Origin of the sequence: Arthrobacter sp. KNU-44, from assembly GCF_051843155.1 — a bacterium.
GTDB lineage: Bacteria > Actinomycetota > Actinomycetes > Actinomycetales > Micrococcaceae > Arthrobacter.
This window is the reverse complement of the sequence record NZ_JBPXNG010000002.1, coordinates 288,320-312,492: the sequence shown is the minus strand read 5'-3', so window position 1 is coordinate 312,492 and position 24,173 is coordinate 288,320. Positions and strand designations below refer to the sequence as shown.

Sequence of the window (24,173 nt, the reverse complement as noted above, 5' to 3'; positions counted from 1 at the left end):
CTAGCCGTCCACGTCGTGAAGGTGATGGACGACGTCGTGCAGGAAGTACTGGGCAAACGTCAGCACGGTGAACGTGGAGCCGTTGCTGCGCACCCCTGTGCGGGGCCACTCATCTTCGTGGACAGCGGCGAAGGAGTTGGCAATCTGGGTGCCCTCGGCGGCCAGCTGCGCAGCCACTTCCGCGGGGTCGGCATTGGCGTAGTCGCCGTCGATCGCGGCCTTGTCCTGGTCCCAATTGGCGAAGTGGGCATCGTCCTCCCGCAGCATCAGGTTCAGGCGCTGGTCGAAGAGGCTGAAGACATCCCGCACGTGGCAGGCATACTCCAGGGGCGACCATGTGTGTTCATCCGGGCGCGCGGAGGCGTCTTCCCGGCGCAGAACGGACCGCCAACGCGGCAGCATGCTCAGGACTGTCCCCGGGACGGTGGACGGGGTCACAGTGGCGGCGTCGAAGCCGCATTCGGGACAGGGCGTGGACAGGACCCAGGTCCAGTCCTTGTCATCGGGAATGATCGGCATGGCAGTAGTCTAGGGCCCGGATTCCTGATCCGGTCACACCGCCCGGGGAGAGGCCTGTCCCAGCACTGATCAGCCCGATCAGGAGTAAAGTTAGGTGCTGTGGGGAAGCCTGGAAAGTGAAATTGCCATGCTAAAGGATCTAAACGTCGCCGGCGTGCTCCCTGCCAGCGATATCGCCCGCGCCCGCGACTTCTACCGCGACAAGCTAGGCCTCGAACCGGATAACCCGGAGGCCACAGACAACCTGATGTACAAGTGCGCCAACGGCACCGCTTTCCTGCTCTACGAGACGCCCAATGCCGGGACCGCCAAGAACACCCAGTTGGGATTCCAGAGCACGGACCTGGACCAGGACATGGCCGATCTCAGGGCACGCGGAGTCGTTTTCGAGGACTATGACTTCCCGGGCCTGAAGACCGAAAACGGCGTAGCCACCTTGCCGGACGGCGAAAGGGGAGCCTGGTTCCTCGACTCGGAAGGAAACATCCTCAGTATCGCCACGATGTAGCCGAGCGCATTCGGGTTTTAGCTTCCGGTCAATTTTCCTCGGCGCTTCCTTCTTCCCACGCCATGCTCGCACCAATGGCATCCACGGGCTGGGAGAGGGGAACGCCGGAGCCGTCACGGCGGCCGTGCTCTTGTGGCAGTGCGCGGGCAACGCCGGCGCTGGATGATGCCTTCGCCGGACCGTGACCTGCCCACCCGAGCAGCAGCGTGTCTTCACCCTTGAGGAAACGGTGGGCCCGGACACCTCCCGTCGCCCGGCCCTTGGCCGGGTACTCCTCGAACGGGGTGATCTTCGCAGTGCCCGGAGCAGTTCCCGGCAGCGCGCCGTTGCTGCCCGCGATCGTCACGACGACGGCGGCAGGGTCGTTGGTGAGCACCGTGCCGAAGTGGATGACTTCGTCTCCGTCGCCAAGCTTGATGCCCGCCATGCCGCCCGCGGTACGGCCCTGCGGCCGAACGGCAGAGGCGCTGAACCGCAGGAGCTGCGCAAGCCGGGTCACGAAGACGAGGTCGACGTCGTCGTCAGGGGCGGGCTCCACGCCCACCACGGTGTCCTTGTCCTTGAGGGCAATGATTTCCCAGTCCTCGCGGTTCAACGGGTAGTCAGGCTGGACGCGCTTGACCACGCCCTGGACCGTTCCGATGGCCAACACGGCATCCAGCGGGACGAACGCCACGAGCGTTTCGCCCTTCAGCAGGGTGATGAAGTCCTTTGCCGCGACGCCCCCGGCAAGATTGGGCAGGCCGGACATGGGCGGCAGCGCCGGCATGTCCATGACCTGTACCCGGAGCATGCGGCCCTGTGAGGTGACCGCGCCGATTTCGCCGCGTGCGGTCGTCTTGACCACGGAGCGGTAGACATCATGCTTGCTCCGCGGGCCTGCTTCGGCCAGCGGCTCCTGGTTGGAGGTCCGTGCGATCTGGCCCGAGGCGCTGAGGAGTGCCCAGCAAGGGTCATCGGGGATCTCAAGCGGTAGAGCTGCGGCCTTGCCCTTGCCCGCCGGGACAGCTGCTGCGAGCGCCGCGGCGACGGTGGGGGATACTGCCTCGGACTCGAGGAGAACGGTGCGTCGCGGGGTGCCGTACTTCTCGGCCACTTCGGCCAATTCCCCGGACACCAGCCCGCGCAGGAGCAGGTCGGACGCCAGGATCGCTTCGAGTTCGGCGATCTCCCGGCGCAGTTCTTCCTGCTCTTTTTCGAGTTCGATGCGCGAATACTTCGTCAGTTGGCGCAGGCGGAGTTCCAGGATGTAGTTGGCCTGGATCTCGGACAGGTCGTAGATGGACATCAGCCGTTCGCGCGCCGCCGATGCCTCGTCCGAGGAGCGGATGATCTGGATGACCTCGTCGATATCGACGATCGCGATCAAGAGGCCCTCCACCAAGTGGAGGCGGTCCTTCTTCTTTCCCAGGCGGAAGGCAGTGCGGCGGCGTACGACCGATATGCGGTGGCCGACGTAGACCTGCAGGAGCTGGAGCAAGCCCAATGTCTGGGGCTGCCCATCCACCAAAGTCACGTTGTTGATGCCGAAGGAGTCTTCCATCGGGGTGAAGCGGTAGAGCTGCTGCAGCACGGCGTTGGGGTTGAAGCCGTTCTTGATCTCGATCACGAGCCGTAGTCCGTGCTTGCGGTCAGTAAGGTCCATGACATCGCTGATGCCTGTCAGCTTTTTGGCGTTGACGGCATCCTTGATCTTCTCGATGACCTTCTCCGGACCCACCATGTAGGGGAGTTCGGTCACCACCAGGCCGGTGCGGCGCGCGGTCAGCTGCTCGATCTCCACCTTGGCGCGGGTCTTGAACGAACCGCGGCCCGTGGCATAGGCATCACGGATGCCGTCCAGGCCAACGATCCGGCCTCCTGTGGGCAAGTCAGGGCCCGGCACGAAGCGCATGACGTCTTCCAGCGTCGCGTCCGGATTGGCGATGAGGTGCCGGGCGGCCGCGATGACTTCCACGAGGTTGTGGGGAGCCATGTTGGTGGCCATGCCGACTGCAATGCCCGTGGTGCCGTTGACGAGCAAATTAGGGAAGGCCGAGGGCAGGACGTCCGGCTGGGTCAGCTGGTTGTCGTAGTTGGGGACGAAGTCCACCACGTCTTCGTCGAGGTTCTCGGTCATCGTCATCGCAGCCGCGGCGAGCCGGGCTTCCGTGTAACGCGGTGCTGCCGGGCCGTCGTCAAGCGAACCGAAGTTGCCGTGCCCGTCAATCAGGGGCAAGCGCAGCGAGAAGTCCTGTGCCATGCGCACCATGGCGTCATAGATGGCGGTATCACCGTGGGGGTGCAGCTTTCCCATGACTTCGCCCACCACGCGGGCGCTCTTCACATGCCCGCGGTCCGGGCGCAGGCCCATGTCGCTCATCATGTACAGGATGCGTCGCTGGACGGGTTTGAGGCCGTCGCGCGCATCGGGGAGAGCGCGGGAATAGATCACCGAATACGCGTACTCCAGGAAGGAGCCTTCCATCTCGGAAGTGACGTCGATATCGATGATGTTCTCGGTGAAGTCCCCGTCGACGGCGGCCGAGGCCGCGTTTGCGCGGGAGGGACTTTGGCTGCGTGCCATGGAGTCGGTGGATCCTTAAACGTGTACTGCGGAAGACTTAGCTAGGCTAAGCCTATGGTGGATCAGCCCGGCGCCGGCGTATATCCGGAATATTGGGAGGCCGATGTCGTGCTTCGCGACGGCGGAACAGCCCCCTTGAGACCTATTTCACCCGGGGATGCGGACGCCCTCCAGGCTTTCCACGCCGCGCAGTCCGAGACTTCCATTTACATGCGGTTCTTCTCGTTCAAACCGAGACTCTCCAGCAAGGAACTGCACCGCTTCACCGAAGTGGACCACAAGGACCGGGTGGCGTTCGTCATCACGATCGGCGGAGAGATCGTGGGCGTCGGCCGCTACGACCGGCTCGAGGACCCCACGGAGGCCGAAGTAGCCTTCAACATTTCCGATGCCCAGCAGGGCCGGGGGATCGGTTCCATCCTGCTCGAACACTTGGCCGCGGCTGCCCGGGAGAACGGCATCCGCCGCTTCACGGCCGAGGTCCTGCCGGAGAACCGCAAAATGCTCCGGGTCTTCGCAGATGCCGGCTACGAGCTCGCGCGCAAATTCGACGACGGCGTCGTCAGCGTTGAATTCAACATCGACCCCACCGAAAAGTCCCTGGCCGTCATGGAATCGCGGGAGCACCGCGCGGAGGCCCGCAGCGTACGGGACTTGCTGGCGCCGTCGTCGATCGCCGTGGTGGGCGCCAGCCGCCGATGGGGGACCGTAGGGCACCAGTTTCTTGAGCACATCCTGGACGGTGGCTTCACCGGCGCGGTCTATGCGGTCAACCCCGAGGCCTTCGAGGTGGCCGGCATGAAGTCCTTCGCCCGGATCGCCGACGTCCCCGGGCCGGTGCAGCTCGCCATCATTGCGGTTCCCTACGAGGAAGTGCCGAAAGTCGTGGATGAGTGCGGGGCGGCCGGTGTCAAAGGCCTGGTGGTCGCCACAGCCGGCTACGCGGACGACGGCGAGCGGGGGCTGCGGAGGCAGCGCGGGCTGGTGCGCCAAGCCAGGTCCTATGGGATGCGCGTGATAGGCCCCGAGTCGTTGGGGATCGTGAACACGAACCCGGAGGTTTCGCTCAACGCGTCGATGGCCCCGAGCCTTCCGCGACGCGGGGGATTGGGGCTGTTTTCGCAGTCCGCGGCCATCGGGGTGTCCGTCTACGCTGCGGCGAGCCGCAGGGGCCTGGGCCTTTCCTCGTTCCTGTCCGCCGGCAACCGCGCCGATATCTCCGGAAACGACGTCATGCAGTTCTGGGAAGACGATCCCAATACCGTCGCCGTCGGGCTCTACCTGGAGTCGATCGGCAATCCCCGCAAGTTCTCCCGGCTCGCCCGCCGCTTGTCGCGCAGCAAACCTGTCATCGTTGCCAAATCGGATGTCACCGGGCTGCGCCTTCCGCCGGGGCATGTCGTCAGGACCACGCTGGCCCCTGTGGCGGCCCTGGACGCGATGATGCGCCAGGCCGGCGTCATTGCGGTCGAAACCATCGAACAACTCATGGACGTGGCGCAAATCGTTTCCAGCCAGCCCTTGCCCAAGGGCCCGGCGCTCGCCGTCTACAGCAATTCCGCGGCCTTCGGGAAGGTCGTGGCGGACAACGCGGCGCCCCAGGGACTCGTCGTCGACAGGATCGTCACCGACGTGGACCTGGACGCGGGGATGTCCGCATCGCGGGAAGGGCTGCGGCGCAGCCTCCGGAAGAACCTCGCCGACGATTCCGTGCATGCGGTGGTGGCGGCCATGGTGCCGTCCCGCAGCCTCACGATGGAAGCGATCGCAGGAGTGCTCGCCGAATGCGCGGCAGAGGCCGGCAAGCCCGTCGTGGCTGCTTTCACCGGGATCCTCGACACTTCCGTGCAGCTGGATGGATTGCTCGCCCCAAACGGGGAGTCCGGACCCTCCCTTCCTTGCTACTCCAGCGCGGGCAGCGCGGTGACGGCCTTGGCGGCAGTGGTCCGTTACGCGAAGTGGCTGGACCGGGACCAAGGCATGTTCACCGAGCCTCCTGGTTGCGACCGCGAGGGCACCCGCGAACACATCGAGCGGCTCCTGTCTTCCGTCCCGGGGGAGCAATTGGTACGGCTCGACGACGGCGAAGCGGCCGCGCTGCTGTCCCGTTACGGCATCCCGGTCGTGCCCTCAGCTGTGTTCGAGAGCGACGACGAAGCGGTAGCCGCTGCCGAAAGGCTCGGCTGGCCGGTGGTGCTCAAGACCACGGATCCCGCCCTCCGGCACCGCCTGGACCTGGGCGGCGTGCGGCTGGACATCGAGGATCCGGACTCGCTACGGCGCAACATCGCGCAGATGCGTCGTGCCCTCGAACCCTACGGTTCAGCTGCGATAGAGGTGCAGGCCATGGTTTCCGTGGGGCAGGCCTGCACGTTCCGGGCCATCGAGGATCCGCTCCTGGGGCCCGTGGTCTCTTTCGGTTTGGCGGGAGACGCCGTGAACCTCCTGGACGATTGGGCGCACCGCGTGCCTCCCTTGTCCTCCACCGATCTCCACGACTTCATCAGGGCGCCCCGGGCTTCCCTGAAACTGTTTGGCTACCAAGGGCTGCCTGCGGTGGACGTGGCGGCCCTCGAAGACATGGGAGCACGGCTGGTCCGACTCAAGGACGAACACCCAGGAATTGCCCTTGTGGAGTTCAATCCCGTCCTGGCGGGGACCCGGGGCGTCAAAATCCTTGCCGCCGAGGTCTGGATTGGCAATGCCGCACAGCGTACGGACAGTGCCCGCCGTGCGATGCTCGGCTGAGCTGGCAGTTGACCGTCGGAGGGCCGGACGGTTATGAAGTCCCCAGCCGATCTGTGAAAATGGGGGAATGAGCTCGAAGTCCCCGACGCCTCCGTCCGGTCCGGCTACCACCGGGCACCATGCAGCACACAACCACAGCTCGCAGGGGCAGAGCCTGGACCAGGCACTTCAACGCGCAGGTTTCTATCCTGTCCTTGTTGCCGATGTTGTGGCCGACGCCTTGGACGGGCGCGACTGCCTTGCGCACCTGGTGCATTTGGAAACGCATTTCGACCGTGCCGAGGTCCGGCGGCACATCACGGTCCTGGTCCTCACCGAGGACATGCTGGTGATCACCCACGTCGACGACCAGCAGCTTGACGAAGCCGGCGAGCAGATCGTCGCCCAGATTTCCACCGAGTCCGTGCCTGTGGCACAAATCCGCTCGGTGGTCCTGAGCTACATGTATGCGCAGCCGCAGAACTACACTCCAAGCGACCCCGTCAGGGAGCTGACCCTGTCCATTGCCTGGTCAGGAGGCCAGCGCCTGGATGTGGGACCCGCCAGCTGCGGCGATCCCCAGTGCGAAGCCGACCATGGTTATACGGGCACCATCTCGCAGGAGGACATCGTGCTGCGGATCAGTTCCGAGGCCGACGGACCCAGGGCTGTCCAGGACGCGAAGGTCTTCGCCCGCGCGTTGCGGGCTGTGAACACAGGCGCTCCCGGGCCCTCGGTCCACCCCGGTACCATCTCCGCTCCGCGACTGCGCTCGGGCGTCTTCGGCAACAGGCTGAGCCGCGGGCACCAGCGCTGATGGCGACGTCGGAACCCGTCGCCCAGGAAACCGTCCGCGTTTCCAGCGCCGTCCCTGAGCTTCCCGGCGCGCCGCTGTATGGCAGCAAGTCGATCGCCGAGGTCTTCACCAGTGCCGCGGCGAGCATGGGCCTGCCCGGCTTCGAAAACAAACTGCACCTGCCGTCAACGCAACGTGTGTGCGTTGTCCTCGCTGATGGCCTGGGGCGCAATCTCCTGAAGCAGAAGGCCGCCCACACTCCGTTTCTGAGGTCAATTGCGAACTCGGGACAAGGGGCCGTCCCGGTGTGGCTTGATTCGGCTTTTCCTTCCACCACGGCATCGTCCTTGGCCAGCCTTGGAACCGGCCGCACGCCCGGTGAACACGGCATGGTGGGTTATGACGTCCTGGATCCTGACCAGGACAAGGTAGTCAACCTGCTCGGCAATTGGGACGCTGGAGTCGACCCCCTGCACTGGCAGCCGTTCCCGACAATTTTCGAACGCGTTGCTGCTGACGCCGACGTCGTCACAGTGAGCCTGCCCCAGTTCGGTGCGTCGCCGATGACCCGTGCGGCGCTCCGGGGAAGCCGGTTCGTGGGCGGCACCTCGCTCCACGCCCGGACAGCAGCGGCGGGGGAGGAAATGGCAGCTGGAACCGCCTCCCTCATGTACTTCTACGTCAACGAGCTGGACAAAGCCGGGCACCGCTACGGCTGCGAGTCCGATCGCTGGGAGCACCAGCTCGAAGAAATCGATTCAACGGTCAAAAGGCTCTCCGCCTCACTGCCCGCGGGGACAACCATCCTGCTCACCGGCGACCATGGAATGCTCGACGTTCCCGAGTCGCAGCGCATCGACTACTCCGCCGATCCTGCCCTTATCGCCGGGGTCCGGCACACGGCAGGGGAGCCGCGCATGGTCCACCTGTACCTCGAGCCCGACGCCGGAGAGCGTCACCGGAAAGCCCTGTTGGATGCCTGGCGCGCCCGCTTCGGGGAGCGGATCTGGGCCTTCACCCGCGAGCAGGCTCTTGACGCCGGACTCTTCGGTGTTTTCCGACCGGAGGTTTCCCCCCGGATCGGGGACGTCATGATCGCCGCCCGGGACACTTTGGCGCTCTATGACGTCCGCCGCGTCCGTCCGACTGCCTTGGAGGTAGTGGGGCAGCATGGTTCCCTGACCAGGGCCGAGCGCGAAGTTCCGCTGCTTTGTTTCCAAGCCGGAGGTCCCAAGGGCCGCCGTGGCTGAGCTGATCTTCTTCTCCGGAACCATGGACTGCGGCAAGTCCACCCTTGCTTTGCAGATGGACTATAACCACCGTGCGCGCGGCCGGGGCGGGGTCCGCTTCAGTTGCAACGACCGCGCCGGCGGTTCCGTCATCTCCAGCCGGCTCGGTCTCCAGACGGCCGCCGTCGAAGTCGTTGACACCACCGATTTCTGGGACGAAGTTGTCCGGCGCCGGACCACGGGCCTCAAAGTGGACTACCTGATCTGTGACGAAGCCCAGTTCTACTCACCAGAGCAAGTGGAACAGCTGGCGCGCGTGGTTGATGAGATGGGCGTTGACGTGTTCGCCTTCGGAATCACATCAGACTTCCGCACCCGGCTGTTCCCCGGATCCCAGCGTTTCGTAGAGCTCGCGGACAGGGTCCAGGTCCTTCAGGTCGAAGCGCTCTGTTGGTGCGGACGCCGGGCAACACATAATGCGCGGACCGTGGGCGGCATCATGGTGGTCGAAGGCGAGCAGGTCGTAGTGGGAGACGTTGCCAGGGAGGCCGGCCAGGCGGAGGCTATCCCGGAGCAAGTCGACGTGTCGCACCCGGTCGTCGGATACGAGACCCTATGCCGCAGGCACTACATGCGCAGGGTCACGGCCCACGGAGCCAACCTGATGGCGAGCCGGGACCAGTTGCTGCCGTTCGACGTCGACGCTTGCCTTTGGCACGGCGTCAGCTGAAGCCGCAACGAACTGAAAGCCGCCTAGTCTCCGCGCGTCCCGAAGACGATTTCATCCCAGCTGGGAATACTGGAGCGCTTGGGCCGTGACGGCTGGCGTTCGGCCGCCCCCGCGTCGGAAGCTTCCTCATCTTTGTGCCCGTCACGGCTGGCCCTCGGCTCTTCGCGTTCCCTCCGGGGAGCCCCGCCGAGCAGTTCGTCCAAGCCCGCCCGCGGTGACGCTGCTCCAGGGGTTCGCCCCTCGTCCTGCCCGGTCTGCCCGTCGTTGTCGTTCCTGCCGCGCAACATGGTCACGGGGCGCAGGGCTCCGGGGATCACCGTGATTTCACGGGTATCCGTGCTGACACCGTCATGAAGATGGAGGGAGTCGTCTTCCTTGTCCTCATGCTTCGGGGCGAGGCTCAGCCGCGACAGCATGGATGCACGCGCGTCACGGCGGCTGGGGGCGGGTTCGGCTTCAAGCTGCTCGTCCGTGACTGGGTCGCCCGGCTCGTTGTCAGCTGTTTCGCTGTCCGCAAGTCCGTCTTCGACATCGCCCGGCCGCGGATGCGCAGCCGGGACGCCGCTGCTTAGAAGCAGCGCCAAAGCGTCGTCGCTGTCTTCGTCAAGTCCCAGCCTCTGTCCGCGACGTGAGCGCAGCATGTCTAGGAGCCCATCGGCTTCCTTGGTTGCGGCGGCTGCGGCCGCACGGGCGGCGGTCCCGGCGTCGGCCTCAAAGTCAAAGGGCCGGTCGGAGACGGCCGAGAGTCGCCGGGCCGGTACAGGTCCATCGAGGGGTTCCAGTTCGCTGAGCTGCTGGGCCCAGCGGTTGGCATTCTGGATGGATTTGCGGGCGGGATGGAAGGTCCACATGGCCGGTGGCTCTTCGCCGATGCTCTCCAGGCTGGCTGGCTTGGTTTCGAAGCGCGCGACGACGGTCCACGTGCCATCGATCCGGCGCCAGGAATCCCATTCCACCGTAGAGGAATCGATCCCATGGGCCCTGAGCCGGTGTGCAACCATTTCGCCCAGGCTTGCGGGTTCGTCGCCGAACGCCGCGCGGTAGGTGTCCTGGCCGGGGGCCGGGGCAGCGACTTCGACTTTGCGGGCTTGCTGGGCGATGTACTCGCGCTCGGCAAGTACCGGACCCTCATAACGTTGCACGTTGGCAAGCGGCAGCCCTGACAGCTCCGCCACCTCAGCGGCCGTAGCGCCGCTGCGGATGCGCGACTGAATGTCACGCGGGGACATGGCGACGGGCGTGATGGAAGCACGTGCGGCCACCTGGGCAGGTGTCCGGCTCGCTGCAACCCGCAACGCCTCATCAATCGGAAGCTGGAACATCTCGCCGCCGGTACCGCTCAACAGGAGATGTCCGCCGTCGTCGTGGACGCCAACCAGCCGTAGATCCCGCATAAAATCCTCCACCATGGCCTATCTGACATTCGAAACTCTGCCACCCGCTACGGCCTTTTCCTACTAGGACAAAGGGCGCGCCGCGATATTCCGCGATTTCCGGCATTCCCTGCGACGGCGATCGGGACCGGGGTATGGACATTCGAATCTTCCGGGAGGACAATCTGCCCGGTATCGGGCACAAAAATGTGGCCCGCTGCGTTACATCCTTAGACCGGAGCAGGTTCCGGTCGACCGGACCGCAAGCCCTGCGTGACGTACAAGGGAGACGAAGAAGGGACCATGGCAACGGACTACGATGCCCCTCGGAAGACCGAAGAAGACACCGAGGACTCGATCGAGGAACTCAAGTCGCATCGCACCGAGAAACAGTCGTCATCGGCTGTTGATATTGATGAGACTGACCTCGCGGACGCCTACGAGCTCCCCGGGGCGGACTTGTCTGGCGAAGAGCTGCTGGTCCGCGTCCTGCCTCCGCAGCCGGACGAATTTACTTGCTTCAATTGCTTCCTCGTCAAACACCGGTCCCAAATTGCGCGGGAGAAGGACGGGCACCTTTACTGCAAGGAATGCGAAAGCTAGCCTCGGGAGGCCTGCTTGGACAGCGCTGCCAGAAGTTCTTCGGGACGGCGCGTGGACGTGAGCCAGTACGGGGTGCGGTCCGCCGGGTCGGTGATTTCAATGCGCACCACGGGATCTATCCAGCCGCGGAGGCAAAGGAACGCGAGTCCGTGGAGGCGGGTTCCGCGCTCCGCGGTGGCTTCGTCCTTGCGGTAAGCGGTGACGGCGCCGACAAACTCGCGCTGGATGGTGGCGCGTCCCACTTGGACGGTGTCCCGGTCCACCACGATCGCAGGAGTGGACAACACCAGCATGGTGGTCATTATCGCGAAGAGGACCAGCGCGGCGATAATCCCTGCGGTGATGCTGATCGGGGCGAACATCAGGATCCCCGCGGCGGACAAGCCGACCACCACAATCCAGATCCAGGGGGAAGGCCAGAGCTTTTCCGTAAACAGGACGCCCGTTCCACTCGAGGAATGGTGCGGCACGGGTACGGAAGCAGTCGATTCAGGCATGCCACCAGCTTATCGGGACTGTGACCCCGGGAATTAACGCTCCCTGGCCCTGTGACTGCCCTGCGACCGACGTGCCACAGCAACCGGGGGAGCACTCCGTGGGCGATAGAATATGTGACTGTGAGCCACGAGACAGCAGTAGCCAATCCAGCAGACACCTCCGCCGAATACGGTGCGCCGACCCTTCAGGTCCAACTGAAAATGCTCGACGCCGGTTTGGAAGCACCGTCATACGCCCACCCCGGTGACGCCGGCGCTGACTTGCGGGCCCGCGCGGACGTATCGCTCGCTCCGGGAGAGCGGAAGCTTGTTCCCACGGGCGTCTCGATCGCGCTGCCGAACGGCTTTGTGGCACTGATCCACCCCCGATCAGGGCTGGCAACCAAGCATGGACTCACTGTGGTCAACGCTCCCGGGACGGTTGATGCCGGCTACCGAGGTGAAATTTCCGTGACGCTTTTGAATACTGACCAAAACCACGCAATCGAACTCAAGCGCGGCGATAGAATTGCTCAAATGGTGATCCAGCGCGTCGAGTATGCGCAGTTCGTTTCCGTGGAGGAGTTGTCCGACACCTCGCGCGGCGCCGACGGCTTTGGATCTACCGGAGGCTTCGCGCCGGCCGTGAGCTAGCAACAACCCTCGACAATCGGCACTGCATGGAGCTGATTGCCATGCTGCCCGCGAGTTGACGGGCAGTCTGCGGTTTACTGGGGGATAGACCACTACTAAGGAGACAACCCGATGCTTTTTGGGCGCGGAAAGAAGTCCAAGGCTGAGCAGCCGAAAGACAACGGTACTGAGCAGGCCAATGCCGCGACGACGCGGCAGGACTCCGGCCCGGTAGACGGTGGAACCGCCAAGGGCGACTTCCGTTTGTCCAAGGGGCCATTGGATGCCAGCGAAATTGATAGCCAGGACGGCTACGTGGATCTTGGCGCCTTGCTGATCGAGCCTTCCGAAGGCCTTCAATTGCGCCTTGAAGTAGAAGAGGCAACCCAGCGGGTAGTTGCGGTCACCATGGACCTCGACGGCTCTAGCCTCCAGCTCCAGGCGTTTGCCGCTCCACGTTCCGAAGGGCTCTGGGACGAGATCCGCGAGCAAATCGGCCAGTCCGTGTCCAGCCAAGGAGGCGAAGTCGAGGAGATCGTCGGTACCTTCGGCACCGAACTCGTCGCCAAGCTTCCTACCGAATCCGCCGACGGCGGACGTGGCTTCCGGGCTGCCCGGTTCATGGGAGTCGATGGGCCCCGCTGGTTCCTTCGTGGCGTCATCGGGGGAAACGCCGCATTGGATAGGAAGGCGGCCGAAGGACTTGAGAACCTCTTCCGCAAGGTTGTGGTCATCCGCGGAGACAACCCCATGCCGCCCCGTGAGTTGCTTCAGCTGAAGCTGCCCAAGGACGCTGTAGCCTCCGGGCAGCACGAGGCTCCCCACGAAGCGCCCGAGCTTCAGCAACCCGAGCGCGGCCCGGAGATCACCCAGATTGGCTGACAAAGCTGCGCGTCCCGCTGCCGCCCATGGCGGTCCGGCGTCCCTGCCCCTCACTGAACTCCCCGTCCGGGGACGGGTCGACTGCACGGGATTCATTGAGTCGGTGACCTACCAGCCTGCCAACGAACAAGCACACTTCTCGGCGATCGTCGTCGACCGGATTGCGCACAGGGGTGACACGGGTCCGTTGACCCGACTCCGCGTCATCTGGCTCGGGCGCCGCAAAGTGCCCGGTATCGACCCTGGGACTGTCCTGCGGCTCGAAGGCATGGTCACGCCGCGGGACGGGATGCCCACCATGTTCAATCCGCGCTATGAAATCCTCTCCCGGCAGGAGCACCAATGACCGTCGCCAACGGATCCGGCCCCCACGAAAAACCAGCGCCGGAAAACCCCGCCTCGGAGGAGCCCCGCCAGGGCACGCAGGGGCCGAGCATTGCGGACATTGCCGCCGGGTACGCCGAAAAGGCCGGACTCCAACGCAACAGCCACGGGCACGTGGACATCCTCAAATCCGCCGGGGGTGTTCAGGGGATAGCCGAGAGCACCGTGCCCGGCCTCGTCTTCCTGATCGCTTTCATGGTTACCCGCGACCTTCCGGCGTCCCTGATTGCCTCCCTCGCGGCCGCAGCCGTCTTCACCGTGGTCCGGCTGGTCCAACGGCGCCCGCTGACCCAGGCGCTTGCCGGGATCGCCGGCGTCGCCATCTCCGCTTGGCTCGCGAACACCACCGGCAAGGCCGAGGATTTCTACGTTCTGGGTTTCTACACGAATATCGCCTACATCGTGGGAATGGTGCTGTCGATCCTGCTCAAGTGGCCGATCGCCGGCCTCCTGTTCGGATTCGTCCGCAACGAGGGCTTCGAATGGCGGAAGAACCCGGAGCGCCTGCGGGCCTACGCCATCGGCACGTGGGTGGTCATTGCCGTGCTGGCGCTTCGTCTTGTAGTCCAGGTTCCGCTGTATTTCATGGGCGAACCGGGTCTGGCCGCACTCGCTACCATGAGGCTCATTATGGGGGCTCCGCTATACATCCTGGGTCTCTGGATTGCCTGGCTTCTGACCCGGCCGGTGCCGGGCCAGAAGCCGGACCGCGATCATCAGCCGTCGAAACCGTCGTCGTCGGACTGATCCGAAAACTCTTCTTCGACGTCAGCTGAACCGTGGTCCGCGGCGGTGGGGGACAGCAAGGCCCTGAGGCCGTCTTCGGCCACAATGGTCGTGACGAAGAACAGTTCGTCGCCGCCGTCGATCACGTCGTCGCGGCTCGGTGTGATGGGAGCATGGTCCCGGAGGATCGCCACCAGGGTGGCGTCGTCGGGCCATTCGATCCCGCCCACGGTGCTGCCGATGATGTGCGAGTCGTGGGGAACCGTGAATTCGACCAACGAGGACACACCCGTCTGCAAGGTCAGCAAGCGGACGAGGTCACCGATTTCCACGGCCTCCTCGACGAGCGCCGTCATGAGCTGCGGGGTATTGACTGCGACGTCGACGCCCCAGGAATCATTGAACATCCAGTCGTTCTTGGGATTGTTGACCCGTCCCACCGTGCGGCCCACACCGAATTCGGTCTTGGCCAACAAGGACACCACAAGGTTGACTTTGTCGTCGCCGGTCGCGGAGACGACGACGTCGGCCCCTTCCAGTTTCGCTTCCTGCAGCGTGCTCAATTCGCACGCATCGCCTACCAGCCAGCGCGCGCCCCGGAGGCCGCTGCGCCCGATGACCTCGGGCTTGAGGTCGATCAGCATGATCTCGTGTTTGTGGGCAAGCAATTCACGCGCGATGGATGAACCGACGCTGCCTGCGCCGACAATAACGACTTTCACTCAGACTCCTTGGCGGGTGCGCTGGAAAGGATGCGCGCCACCTCGGCGCTGCGGTCCAGGTTCAACATGGCGTGCACGGTGTCGCCCTCCTGGTACGCCGTTCCGGCCTGGGGCAGGACGCCTTCGCCAAAACGGGTAAGGAATGCGACACGGATTCCGGATGCTGCTTCGATGGCGGTCAACGGGTGCCCGATCCAGCCTTGGTCAAGGTCCACTTCGGACAAGACCAGCCGGCCGGAGGGTTCACGGTAATCGCCTGCCAGGTGCTGCTCGGGCAGGATCCGGCGCAGGACCTGGTCCGCGCTCCAACGCACGGCGGCCACCGTGGGGATGCCCAGGCGCTGGTAGATTTCGGCGCGGCCGGGATCGTAGATGCGGGCAACAACATGCGAAACATGGAAAGTCTCACGGGCTACCCGGGTGGCGAGGATATTCGAATTGTCACCGCTGGAGACGGCGGCGAAGGCGTACGCCTCCTCGCAACCTGCCTGCTTGAGGGTGTCCCGGTCGAAGCCGACGCCCGTGACTTTCCTGCCGGTGAATCCGCTGCGCAAGCGGCGGAAGGCACGGTCGTCCTGGTCGATGATTGCCACCGAATGGCCGGCGTCTTCCAAAGTGTGCGCCAAAGTTGCGCCAACTCGTCCGCAACCCATGATCACAAAGTGAGCCACGGTTTCTCCTTCACTCTTATGCTTGCCGCTCGGTAAGACTCTACCGGGGCAAGTCGCCGAAGCCAGTCCGCCGTCATGACATCGCGTTCGATTCAGAGTAGCTTTGCGGAGTGCTGACAATTCTCAACGCCGCGAAGCGGGTGTTGGTGGGGCGGCCGTTCCGGAACGACCGCCTGGCCCACACCCTGCTTCCCAAGCGCATTGCGCTGCCGATTTTCGCTTCGGATGCCCTGTCTTCCGTGGCGTACGCCCCTGACGAAATCCTGCTGACCCTGGCCCTCGCGGGCGTGAGCGCCGTGGCCATTTCGCCGCTCGTAGGCCTTGCGGTCATGGTGGTCTTGCTCACGGTTGTCGCCTCGTACCGGCAGAACGTCCACGCGTACCCTTCAGGCGGCGGCGATTACGAAATCGCCAACGTCAATCTGGGGAAGTTCGCGGGCCTGACGGTCGCTGCCGCTTTGTTGGTGGACTACGTACTCACCGTCGCCGTGTCGATGTCCTCCGCGGCGGCGTACCTGACCACGGCGATTCCCTCGCTGCATGGGCAGCAGGCGCTCATCGCGACGGTCGGCGTCGTCGTCCTGGCACTCGTGAACCTGCGCGGAATCAAGGAAGCGGGCAGTGTCTTCGCGGTTCCCACCTACATCTTCATGTTCTCCATCCTGGGCATGACGGCCGTCGGTATCTTCCAGGCGGCCACCGGCCAACTCGGCCAGGCTCCCTCGGCAGCCTTCACGATCGTCCCGCAAGAGGGATTCGACCAGGGACTCGTGGGCCTGGCAGGGGCGTTCCTGCTCCTCCGGGCATTCTCCTCCGGCGCAGCCGCCCTGACCGGCGTGGAGGCCATCAGCAACGGCGTGCCGAACTTCAAGAAGCCCAAAAGCAAGAACGCGGCCACCACGTTGATGCTGCTCGGAGTCATCGCCTCGGCCATGCTCGCCGGCATCATCTACCTTGCCAATGCCACCAAGGTCCACATCGTGCTGGACCCGGCCAAGGAATTCCTCCTGCATGGCCAACCGCTCCCGGACGACTACATCCAGAACCCCGCCATCAGCCAGATTGCACAGACGATCTTCGGCCCCGGGTCCATCCCGTTCTACGTTGTTGTCGCCGCCACCGGCGTCATCCTCGTCTTCGCCTCCAACACGGCATTCAACGGATTCCCGGTCCTGGGGTCGATTCTCGCCCAGGACGGCTACCTTCCCCGCCAGCTTCGGACCCGCGGAGACCGCCTGGCATTCAGCAACGGCGTCCTCGCCCTTGCGGCCGGGGCCTTGGTCCTCATCATTTCCTTCAACGCCGATGTCACCAAGCTCATCCAGCTGTACATCGTCGGCGTCTTCATTTCCTTCACGATGAGCCAGTTGGGCATGGTGCGTCACTGGGGCAGGGAACTCAAACTTGCGCAGGACAAAGCCGTCCGCCGCAGGATCCTGAAGTCCCGCACCATCAACGGGCTCGGCTTCGCCATGACGGCGCTGGTGCTGACCATCGTGCTGATCACAAAGTTCGAACAGGGCGCCTGGATCGCCCTCCTGGCGATGTTCGTCCTGTTCCTCATCATGTGGAGCATCCGCGCCCATTACGACAACGTGGCCAAGGAACTTGCCGTTGACGAGGATTCTTCCCCGCGTGCATTGCCTACCCGGGTCCACGCCGTGCTGTTGGTGTCCCACGTCCGCAAACCGGTGCTGCGCGCCCTCGCCTACGCCCGGGCATCGAGGCCGTCCCGGCTGGACGCGATCATCGTCGACATCGACCATGAGGAAACGGCGCACACTGTCGAGGCCTGGGACAAGCTGGACATCCCGGTCCCGCTGACTGTCTTGGCGAGCCCGTACAGGGAAACCGTCACGCCCATCCTGGACTACGTCAAGAACATGCGCCGCGATTCCCCGCGCGACCTGATCGTCGTCTACATCCCGGAGTACGTCGTCGGCAAGTGGTGGGAACAGCTCGTCCACAACCAGACCGCCTTGCGCATCAAGGCCCGGCTCCACTTTGAGCCCGGCGTCATGGTGGCCAGCGTTCCATGGCAATTGAAGTCCTCCGAAGAAGCAAAGGCATTGCAGGATACCTGATGACCCACCCCAGCAACACCGAATCCAGCTCGCCCACGGCCCAGGACGGAGCTGCCACGGAGCTGGTGGTGGACGTCGGCCCCATCGCCCATGGCGGCCACTTCGTCGCACGGCACGAAGGCCGGGTCATTTTTGTCCGGCACGGCATCCCGGGGGAGAAGGTCCGGGTCAGGCTGACCGACTCGGGGGAGTCTTCGCGGTTCTGGCGTGCCGACGTCGTCGACGTCTTGGAAGCATCAGAGGACCGGACACGCCATTTCTGGCCGCTCGCCGACTCACTTGCCGCTTGGCGCAAGGGCGGTCCGCCCGTGGGCGGCGCCGAGCTCGGGCACGTAACACTGGAACGGCAGCGTCTTCTCAAAGCCGAAGTCCTAGCCGAGCAGCTCAAGCGGCTCGCCGGGGTCGAACTCAATGTCGAAGTGGAGCCGGCCGTCGGCGACCCGCGCTCCGACAGCGTCGCAGGTTCCGACGGCGAGACAGGGCTCGGCTGGCGGACCCGTGCCAGCTTCGCCGTCACCCCCGGTGGCCGGCTGGGGATGCATGCCCACCGCTCCGACGTCGTGATTCCGGTTCACGAGATGCCCTTGGCGCTGCCCGGCATCAACGATTTGCGGCTCTGGGACATCGATCTGCGGGGGATTTCGCGGGTGGAAGTGGCCGCGCCTGCCAACGGATCGCGTCCGCTCGTCCTTCTCGCCCCGGAAGAGGGTACCGACGCCCGGCGCCTCAACCGGATCCTGGGCCAGCTCCCGCATGAGGTCTCAGTGGCACGCTTCGACCCCGTCGGCGGAGAAGTCCTGCAGCTTCGCGGCAGGACGTGGGTCCAGGAATCGGCTGCCGGTCACGAATACCGCGTCACGGGCGAAGGGTTCTGGCAGATCCACAAGGATGCGCCCGGGACCCTGGTGGGGGCAGTGACGCGATTCCTGCACGACGGCGGTTACCTCCTTCCAGGATCGGCCGTCGCCGATCTTTACGCGGGAGCCGGATTGTTTACGGCGCCCTTGGCGGATGCTGTGGGGATCACCGGTTCGGTATTGTCGGTCGAAGGATCGCCCGGGACCAGCCGGGATGCCCGCAAGAATCTGCACGGCGAGACCCAGGTCGAAATTGTCCAGGGCAGGGTGGAACGTGTCCTCCGGCAGCGTCCGCGAAGCTTCGATGCCTTGGTGATCGACCCGCCGCGGGCCGGTGCGGGCAAAGCGGTGGTCAGCCAGCTCATCGAGTCCGGGCCGCGGGCAATCGCCTATGTGTCGTGTGATCCGGCGTCCTTCGCGCGTGATCTGGGGTACTTCCGGAACGGCGGATGGCGTCTTGAATCCCTCCGGGCCTTCGACCTGTATCCGCACACGCATCACGTTGAGACCGTTGCGTTGCTGGTGCCGGCGGCGTAGCCGCCACTACGATGGGGGAGAAGTCCTACGTCGCGCTTCACTTCTCCACCGGCCGCACGATGCTCAGATTAGGTTTGCCTAACTAGCTAGCGGTCAACCACGCGACAAAGATGAAAGCTGTTGCGAGAGGAGTCCTGCCATGAGCACTGTGGACAGCTTCGGTTCCAAAGGCGTACTGAATGTAGCCGGCACCGATTATGAAATTTTCCGGTTGAACTCCGTTGAGGGCGCAGACCGCCTTCCGTTCAGCCTTAAGGTATTGCTTGAAAACCTCCTGCGGACGGAAGATGGCGCCAATATCACGGCCGACCACGTCCGCGCCCTGGCTGGCTGGGATCCAAATGCCCAGCCGGACACCGAGATCCAGTTCACTCCGGCCCGAGTCATCATGCAGGACTTCACCGGGGTTCCCTGCGTGGTTGACCTTGCCACCATGCGTGAAGCCATCAAGGAGCTCGGCGGCGACCCCAAGCGCGTCAACCCGCTGGCTCCGGCTGAGATGGTCATCGACCACTCCGTGCAGATCGACGCCTTCGGCAACTCCGGCGCCCTTGAGCGCAACATGGAGATCGAATACCAGCGCAACGGCGAGCGTTACCAGTTCCTGCGCTGGGGCCAGACTGCTTTCGACGACTTCAAGGTTGTTCCCCCGGGAACCGGCATCGTCCACCAGGTCAACATCGAATACCTGGCACGCACCGTTATGACCCGCGAAGTTGACGGCGTCCTGCGCGCCTACCCTGACACCTGCGTCGGTACGGACTCCCACACCACCATGGTCAACGGCCTGGGCGTTCTGGGCTGGGGCGTGGGCGGCATCGAAGCCGAGGCTGCGATGCTGGGCCAGCCCGTCTCCATGCTGATCCCGCGCGTCGTCGGCTTCAAGCTCACGGGTTCCATCCCCGCGGGCGCTACCGCCACGGACGTTGTCCTGACCATCACCGAGCAGTTGCGCAACCACGGTGTGGTCGGCAAGTTCGTGGAGTTCTACGGCGAAGGCGTTGCGGCTGTGCCGCTGGCCAACCGCGCCACCATCGGCAACATGAGCCCGGAGTTCGGTTCCACGGCAGCGATGTTCCCGATCGACGACGTCACGCTCGAATACCTGCGCCTCACCGGCCGCTCCGATCAGAACGTCGCCCTGGTCGAGGCCTACGCGAAGGAACAGGGCCTCTGGCACGATCCCTCGCACGAGATCAAGTTCTCCGAGTACCTCGAGCTGGACCTGTCCACGGTTGTTCCCTCCATCTCGGGTCCGAAGCGTCCCCAGGACCGGATCATCCTCACGGAGTCCAAGGCCCAGTTCCGCGAGGACCTGCGCAACTACGTGAAGGAAGACCTGGCCGACGGAAGCCTCGACGAAGCGATCGACGAGAGCTTCCCGGCCTCCGATTCGCCGTCGTTCACCGCCTCCACGACGCACCTGGCCGACGTAGCGCCGCACGCACACGGCCCGAAGTCCAACGGTCGTCCGTCGAAAAAGGTGAGCGTCACAACAGCTGACGGCCGCGAATTCGAACTGGACCACGGTGCAGTTTCGATCGCTTCGATCACCTCCTGCACCAACACGTCCAACCCTTCCGTGATGCTGGCTGCCGCGCTGCTCGCCCGTAACGCCGTCGACAAGGGCCTCGCCTCCAAGCCGTGGGTCAAGACTTCGGTCGCTCCCGGCTCCAAGGTTGTCACCGACTACTACGAGAAGTCCGGCCTGACTCCCTACCTGGAGAAGCTCGGCTTCTACATCGTGGGCTACGGCTGCGCGACCTGCATCGGCAACTCCGGACCGCTCGACGCCGAAATCTCCGAGGCTGTCCAGGCCAACGACCTTTCCGTTACGGCTGTCCTCTCCGGCAACCGCAACTTCGAAGGCCGCATCAACCCGGACGTCAAGATGAACTACCTGGCCTCGCCGCCATTGGTCATCGCCTACGCCCTGGCCGGAACCATGGACTTCGACTTCGACGCTGATGCGCTGGGCCAGGACCAGGACGGCAACGATGTCTTCTTGAAGGACATCTGGCCGAACCCTGTCGAGGTCCAGAAAGTCATCGATTCCTCGATCGACAAGGAAATGTTCGCCCGCGGTTACGAGGGCGTCTTCGACGGCGACGACCGCTGGAAGGCGCTCGAGACCCCGGCCGGCGACACCTTCGCCTGGGACGCCAAGTCCACGTACGTGCGGAAGCCCCCGTACTTCGAAGGCATGAAGGCGCAGCCGGAACCGGTAACGGACATCGCCGGCGCCCGCGTGCTGCTGAAGCTCGGCGATTCGGTCACCACCGACCACATCTCCCCGGCCGGTTCCTTCAAGTCGGACACCCCGGCAGGCCAGTACCTTCTGGCCAACGGTGTGGAGCGCAAGGACTTCAACTCCTACGGTTCACGCCGTGGCAACCACGAGGTCATGATCCGCGGAACGTTCGCGAACATCCGCATCAAGAACCAGCTGCTCGCTGACTTCAACGACGGTGCGGGCGTTGAGGGTGGCTTCACCCGCGACTTCACCCAGGCGGACGCCCCCCAGGCCTACGTCTACGACGCTGCCCAGAACTACCAGGCAGCCGGTACCCCGCTGGTGGTCCTTGCAGGCAAGGAGTACGGCTCGGGCTCGTCCCGTGACTGGGCTGCCAAGGGAACCGCGCTGCTGGGCGTGAAGGCCGTCGTCGCCGAAAGCTACGAGCGCATCCACCGCTCCAACCTCATCGGCATGGGCGTCCTCCCGCTGCAGTACCCGGCCGGCGAGTCCGCTGCGTCGCTGGGCCTTGTTGGCACGGAAACGTTCTCCGTCGAGGGCGTCACCGAGCTGAACAACGGCACGACGCCGAGGACGCTCAAGGTCACCGCAACGGCAGAGGACGGCAGCACCAAGTCCTTCGATGCAGTGCTGCGCATCGATACCCCGGGCGAAGCGGACTACTACCGCAACGGCGGCATCCTGCAGTACGTTTTGCGCCAAATCTCGGCACACTAGCGAGAACTCCGCATGAGCCGCAAGGCAACAGCTACAGCCCCGGCTGGTCATCGACCGGCCGGGGCTGTAGCCTTTCCTGCGGCTTGGTGCCGGCCAAGGCGTTAGAGTTGTATAGCACGTCAATCACCCTAAGGAGGGGCCGTTGGGACTTTTGGAGACAATCCGGAACCCGCAGGACCTGGGCAAGCTCACCAGTGAGCAGTTGGAGCAGCTTGCAGGCGAGATCAGGACTTTCCTCATCACCAACGTCGCCCAAACGGGCGGTCACCTCGGACCGAACCTTGGCGTGGTGGAACTCACCATGGCCATCCATAAAGTTTTCGATTCCCCGCGCGACAGCATCGTTTTCGACACAGGCCATCAGTCTTACGTCCACAAATTGCTGACCGGCAGGCAAGATTTCAGCACCCTCCGGCAGCAAGGGGGAATGTCCGGCTACCCGGATCGCGCAGAGTCCGAGCACGACATCGTGGAAAGCTCACACGCGTCCTCCTCCTTGTCCTGGGCCGACGGTATCTCCCGGGCCCGCCAGTTGACCGGCGAGGGCGATCGCTGCGTTGTCGCCGTCGTCGGAGACGGCGCGCTGACGGGCGGTATGGCGTGGGAGGCGATCAACAACATCGCCGCCGACAAGCGACGCCGCGTGGTGATCGTCGTCAACGACAACGGGCGCTCCTATGCGCCCACCGTCGGCGGTGTGGCAGACTACCTCGCTTCACTGCGCCCCACGATAGACTCCCTCCGGGCAGCCCCCACCTACGAAGTGGTGTTGGACTGGTGGAAGAAGAAACTTCAGAGCGGTGGACCGATCGGCCAGTTCACCTATAAGAGCCTGCATGCCATGAAGAAGGGCATCAAGGATTGGTGGGCTCCGCAAGGCATGTTCGAAGACCTCGGCATGAAGTACATCGGCCCCGTCGACGGCCATAACATGCGGGCCCTTGAGCACGCGCTCACTACTGCCCGCAATTACGGCGGCCCCGTGATCGTCCACGCGATGACCGAAAAGGGGCACGGTTACGCACCTGCCCTCGCCAACGAGGCGGACCAGTTCCACGCCGTCGGGATCATCGATCCTGAGACCGGCGAACCCACCGAAGCCGGTGGAGCCCGCTCCTGGACATCGGTTTTCGCCGAGGAAATCGCGGACATCGCCGATGAGCGCGACGACATCGTTGGCATCACCGGGGCCATGCTGATCCCCGTCGGATTGCACAAGTTCGCGGAAAGGCACCCGGAACGAGTGATCGACGTCGGGATCGCCGAACAGCACGCCCTTACCTCGGCCGCAGGCATGGCCTTTGGCGGACTGCACCCCGTCGTTGCCGTTTACGCGACATTCCTGAACCGCGCCTTCGACCAGCTCCTCATGGACGTTGCACTGCACAAAGCCGGGGTGACGGTCGTGTTGGACCGTGCCGGCGTGACGGGCCCGGACGGAGCCAGTCACCACGGTATGTGGGACATGGCGATGGTCCAGATCGTTCCGGGGCTGCACCTCGCGGCTCCGCGGGATGCCAGCCGCCTGCGGGAAGAACTCCGCGAAGCTGTTGCCATCGCGGACGCGCCCAGCGTGGTGCGTTTCTCCAAAGGCAGCGTGGGAAGTGAGATCGAAGCGATCGAACGGCTTTCCGACGGCGTCGACGTGCTGGCGCGCCGCCCCGAAGGCTCCACCGAGAACGATGTCCTGATTGTCAGCGTCGGCGCCATGTCCGAGCTCGCCCTCGATGTCGCGTCGCGTCTCGGCTCCCAAGGCATCAGTTCCACCGTGGTGGATCCGCGGTGGGTCCTGCCCGTACGCAAGTCCATCATTGCCCTTGCCGCCCGGCACCGATTGGTGATCTGCATCGAAGACGGCGTCCGTGCTGGCGGCGTCGGCTCCCGGATCCGCCAGGAGATGCGCGCGGCCGGTGTGGACACGGCCCTCAACGAGGTGGGGCTTCCGGTCGAATTCCTCGACCATGGAACCCGGAGCCAGATCCTTGAGCGGGTGGGGCTTACCGCCCAACAGATAACGCACGACGTCGTCGCGCAGGTCCTGGGGACAAAGGTGCCTTTCGCGCGGCCCCTGCCAGGACAAGAACATCCGACGACGGGCAGTCTCCCCAAGCTGTGAACGGCTGTTCCCAGCGGAATCAAACACACAGGCACCCTTCGACAGCACAGGTCCAGAACAGCA

The 24,173-nt window shown here is 64.5% G+C and carries 20 protein-coding genes; 14 read left to right on the top strand and 6 right to left on the bottom strand.

The window, feature by feature from the left end; all coding sequences use genetic code 11:
• On the bottom strand, positions 1-519 hold the full coding sequence (locus tag ACSVHC_RS02285; protein WP_437773243.1) for a DinB family protein: 519 nt from the start codon (positions 517-519) through the stop codon (positions 1-3).
• Positions 520-646: 127 nt separating this feature from the next.
• On the opposite strand from ACSVHC_RS02285, the gene ACSVHC_RS02280 reads away from it, so the two are divergent.
• A complete protein-coding gene (locus tag ACSVHC_RS02280) occupies positions 647-1,027 on the top strand; it encodes a VOC family protein (RefSeq protein ID WP_437773244.1) in 381 nt (126 codons plus the stop codon).
• Positions 1,028-1,055: 28 nt separating this feature from the next.
• Here ACSVHC_RS02280 and ACSVHC_RS02275 read toward each other — a convergent pair whose 3' ends face one another.
• On the bottom strand, positions 1,056-3,593 hold the full coding sequence (locus ACSVHC_RS02275; protein WP_437773245.1) for a DNA gyrase/topoisomerase IV subunit A: 2,538 nt from the start codon (positions 3,591-3,593) through the stop codon (positions 1,056-1,058).
• Positions 3,594-3,647: 54 nt separating this feature from the next.
• Here ACSVHC_RS02275 and ACSVHC_RS02270 point away from each other — a divergent pair, with 54 nt between their 5' ends.
• From ACSVHC_RS02270 to ACSVHC_RS02255, 4 genes are all read left to right on the top strand, one after another.
• Positions 3,648-6,341: a bifunctional acetate--CoA ligase family protein/GNAT family N-acetyltransferase gene (locus ACSVHC_RS02270; RefSeq protein ID WP_439180562.1), complete on the top strand. Its 2,694-nt coding sequence runs from the start codon at positions 3,648-3,650 to the stop codon at positions 6,339-6,341.
• Positions 6,342-6,408: 67 nt separating this feature from the next.
• Positions 6,409-7,137, top strand: coding sequence for a DUF5998 family protein (locus tag ACSVHC_RS02265; protein WP_236817024.1), 729 nt, complete (start codon positions 6,409-6,411; stop codon positions 7,135-7,137).
• Positions 7,137-8,366 (top strand): alkaline phosphatase family protein, encoded by a 1,230-nt coding sequence (locus ACSVHC_RS02260; RefSeq protein WP_437773247.1) that lies wholly within the window; start codon positions 7,137-7,139, stop codon positions 8,364-8,366. The genes ACSVHC_RS02265 and ACSVHC_RS02260 overlap by 1 nt, the downstream gene beginning before the upstream one ends.
• Complete coding sequence (locus ACSVHC_RS02255; RefSeq protein WP_437773248.1) at positions 8,359-9,075, top strand: thymidine kinase; 717 nt, start codon at positions 8,359-8,361, stop codon at positions 9,073-9,075. Before ACSVHC_RS02260 ends, ACSVHC_RS02255 begins: the two co-directional genes overlap by 8 nt.
• A gap of 23 nt (positions 9,076-9,098) precedes the next feature.
• Here the strand turns inward: ACSVHC_RS02255 and sepH are convergent, their stop codons facing one another.
• The gene (gene sepH, locus ACSVHC_RS02250) at positions 9,099-10,469 is read right to left on the bottom strand and encodes a septation protein SepH (protein ID WP_437773249.1); all 1,371 of its coding nucleotides are present in this window, start codon (positions 10,467-10,469) and stop codon (positions 9,099-9,101) included.
• A 282-nt stretch (positions 10,470-10,751) separates the two neighbouring features.
• Between sepH and ACSVHC_RS02245 the strand changes: the two genes are divergently transcribed.
• Positions 10,752-11,051: a DUF4193 domain-containing protein gene (locus ACSVHC_RS02245; RefSeq protein WP_059389107.1), complete on the top strand. Its 300-nt coding sequence runs from the start codon at positions 10,752-10,754 to the stop codon at positions 11,049-11,051.
• Here the strand turns inward: ACSVHC_RS02245 and ACSVHC_RS02240 are convergent.
• A complete protein-coding gene (locus tag ACSVHC_RS02240; RefSeq protein WP_345446725.1) occupies positions 11,048-11,548 on the bottom strand; it encodes a DUF3093 domain-containing protein in 501 nt (166 codons plus the stop codon). The two genes, ACSVHC_RS02245 and ACSVHC_RS02240, sit on opposite strands and share 4 nt — an antisense overlap.
• 120 nt (positions 11,549-11,668) lie before the next feature.
• Between ACSVHC_RS02240 and dut the strand changes: the two genes are divergently transcribed.
• The 4 genes from dut (at position 11,669) to ACSVHC_RS02220 (ending at position 14,173) form a co-directional block, all read left to right on the top strand.
• Positions 11,669-12,181, top strand: a complete 513-nt coding sequence (dut, locus tag ACSVHC_RS02235) for a dUTP diphosphatase (protein WP_437773250.1) — start codon at positions 11,669-11,671, stop codon at positions 12,179-12,181.
• A 111-nt stretch (positions 12,182-12,292) separates the two neighbouring features.
• Positions 12,293-13,042 carry a DUF3710 domain-containing protein gene (locus ACSVHC_RS02230; protein WP_437773251.1) on the top strand — a complete coding sequence of 250 codons (750 nt, stop codon included), beginning with the start codon at positions 12,293-12,295 and terminating at the stop codon, positions 13,040-13,042.
• On the top strand, positions 13,035-13,388 hold the full coding sequence (locus tag ACSVHC_RS02225) for a hypothetical protein (RefSeq protein ID WP_437773252.1): 354 nt from the start codon (positions 13,035-13,037) through the stop codon (positions 13,386-13,388). The genes ACSVHC_RS02230 and ACSVHC_RS02225 overlap by 8 nt, the downstream gene beginning before the upstream one ends.
• A complete protein-coding gene (locus ACSVHC_RS02220) occupies positions 13,385-14,173 on the top strand; it encodes a DUF3159 domain-containing protein (protein ID WP_437773253.1) in 789 nt (262 codons plus the stop codon). The genes ACSVHC_RS02225 and ACSVHC_RS02220 overlap by 4 nt, the downstream gene beginning before the upstream one ends.
• Here the strand turns inward: ACSVHC_RS02220 and ACSVHC_RS02215 are convergent.
• Both ACSVHC_RS02215 and ACSVHC_RS02210 read right to left on the bottom strand, forming a co-directional pair.
• The gene (locus ACSVHC_RS02215; RefSeq protein ID WP_437773254.1) at positions 14,143-14,874 is read right to left on the bottom strand and encodes a potassium channel family protein; all 732 of its coding nucleotides are present in this window, start codon (positions 14,872-14,874) and stop codon (positions 14,143-14,145) included. The two genes, ACSVHC_RS02220 and ACSVHC_RS02215, sit on opposite strands and share 31 nt — an antisense overlap.
• Complete coding sequence (locus tag ACSVHC_RS02210; RefSeq protein ID WP_059389103.1) at positions 14,871-15,545, bottom strand: potassium channel family protein; 675 nt, start codon at positions 15,543-15,545, stop codon at positions 14,871-14,873. Before ACSVHC_RS02210 ends, ACSVHC_RS02215 begins: the two co-directional genes overlap by 4 nt.
• Before the next feature lie 110 nt (positions 15,546-15,655).
• On the opposite strand from ACSVHC_RS02210, the gene ACSVHC_RS02205 reads away from it, so the two are divergent.
• The 4 genes from ACSVHC_RS02205 to dxs all read left to right on the top strand — a co-directional run bounded on the left by ACSVHC_RS02205 (position 15,656) and on the right by dxs (position 24,110).
• The gene (locus ACSVHC_RS02205; protein ID WP_437773255.1) at positions 15,656-17,629 is read left to right on the top strand and encodes an APC family permease; all 1,974 of its coding nucleotides are present in this window, start codon (positions 15,656-15,658) and stop codon (positions 17,627-17,629) included.
• Positions 17,629-19,023: a class I SAM-dependent RNA methyltransferase gene (locus tag ACSVHC_RS02200; protein WP_437773256.1), complete on the top strand. Its 1,395-nt coding sequence runs from the start codon at positions 17,629-17,631 to the stop codon at positions 19,021-19,023. The genes ACSVHC_RS02205 and ACSVHC_RS02200 overlap by 1 nt, the downstream gene beginning before the upstream one ends.
• A gap of 139 nt (positions 19,024-19,162) precedes the next feature.
• Entirely contained in the window at positions 19,163-21,994 is a 2,832-nt protein-coding gene (locus ACSVHC_RS02195; protein WP_437773257.1) for an aconitate hydratase, read from the top strand.
• Between the two features lie 142 nt (positions 21,995-22,136).
• Positions 22,137-24,110, top strand: coding sequence for a 1-deoxy-D-xylulose-5-phosphate synthase (dxs, locus tag ACSVHC_RS02190; RefSeq protein WP_437773258.1), 1,974 nt, complete (start codon positions 22,137-22,139; stop codon positions 24,108-24,110).
• Positions 24,111-24,173 lie beyond the last annotated feature (63 nt).

Bases quoted from the DNA above. Each gene is read 5' to 3' on its own strand.
- ACSVHC_RS02240 (WP_345446725.1), bottom strand. From the start codon at position 11,548: ATGCCTGAATCGACTGCTTCCGTACCCGTGCCGCACCATTCCTCGAGT.
- ACSVHC_RS02265 (WP_236817024.1), top strand. From the start codon at position 6,409: ATGAGCTCGAAGTCCCCGACGCCTCCGTCCGGTCCGGCTACCACCGGG.
- ACSVHC_RS02275 (WP_437773245.1), bottom strand. From the start codon at position 3,593: ATGGCACGCAGCCAAAGTCCCTCCCGCGCAAACGCGGCCTCGGCCGCC.
- ACSVHC_RS02285 (WP_437773243.1), bottom strand. From the start codon at position 519: ATGCCGATCATTCCCGATGACAAGGACTGGACCTGGGTCCTGTCCACG.
- ACSVHC_RS02260 (WP_437773247.1), top strand. From the start codon at position 7,137: ATGGCGACGTCGGAACCCGTCGCCCAGGAAACCGTCCGCGTTTCCAGC.
- ACSVHC_RS02220 (WP_437773253.1), top strand. From the start codon at position 13,385: ATGACCGTCGCCAACGGATCCGGCCCCCACGAAAAACCAGCGCCGGAA.
- ACSVHC_RS02200 (WP_437773256.1), top strand. From the start codon at position 17,629: ATGACCCACCCCAGCAACACCGAATCCAGCTCGCCCACGGCCCAGGAC.
- ACSVHC_RS02195 (WP_437773257.1), top strand. From the start codon at position 19,163: ATGAGCACTGTGGACAGCTTCGGTTCCAAAGGCGTACTGAATGTAGCC.
- ACSVHC_RS02245 (WP_059389107.1), top strand. From the start codon at position 10,752: ATGGCAACGGACTACGATGCCCCTCGGAAGACCGAAGAAGACACCGAG.
- sepH (WP_437773249.1), bottom strand. From the start codon at position 10,469: ATGCGGGATCTACGGCTGGTTGGCGTCCACGACGACGGCGGACATCTC.
- ACSVHC_RS02230 (WP_437773251.1), top strand. From the start codon at position 12,293: ATGCTTTTTGGGCGCGGAAAGAAGTCCAAGGCTGAGCAGCCGAAAGAC.
- ACSVHC_RS02270 (WP_439180562.1), top strand. From the start codon at position 3,648: ATGGTGGATCAGCCCGGCGCCGGCGTATATCCGGAATATTGGGAGGCC.
- ACSVHC_RS02280 (WP_437773244.1), top strand. From the start codon at position 647: ATGCTAAAGGATCTAAACGTCGCCGGCGTGCTCCCTGCCAGCGATATC.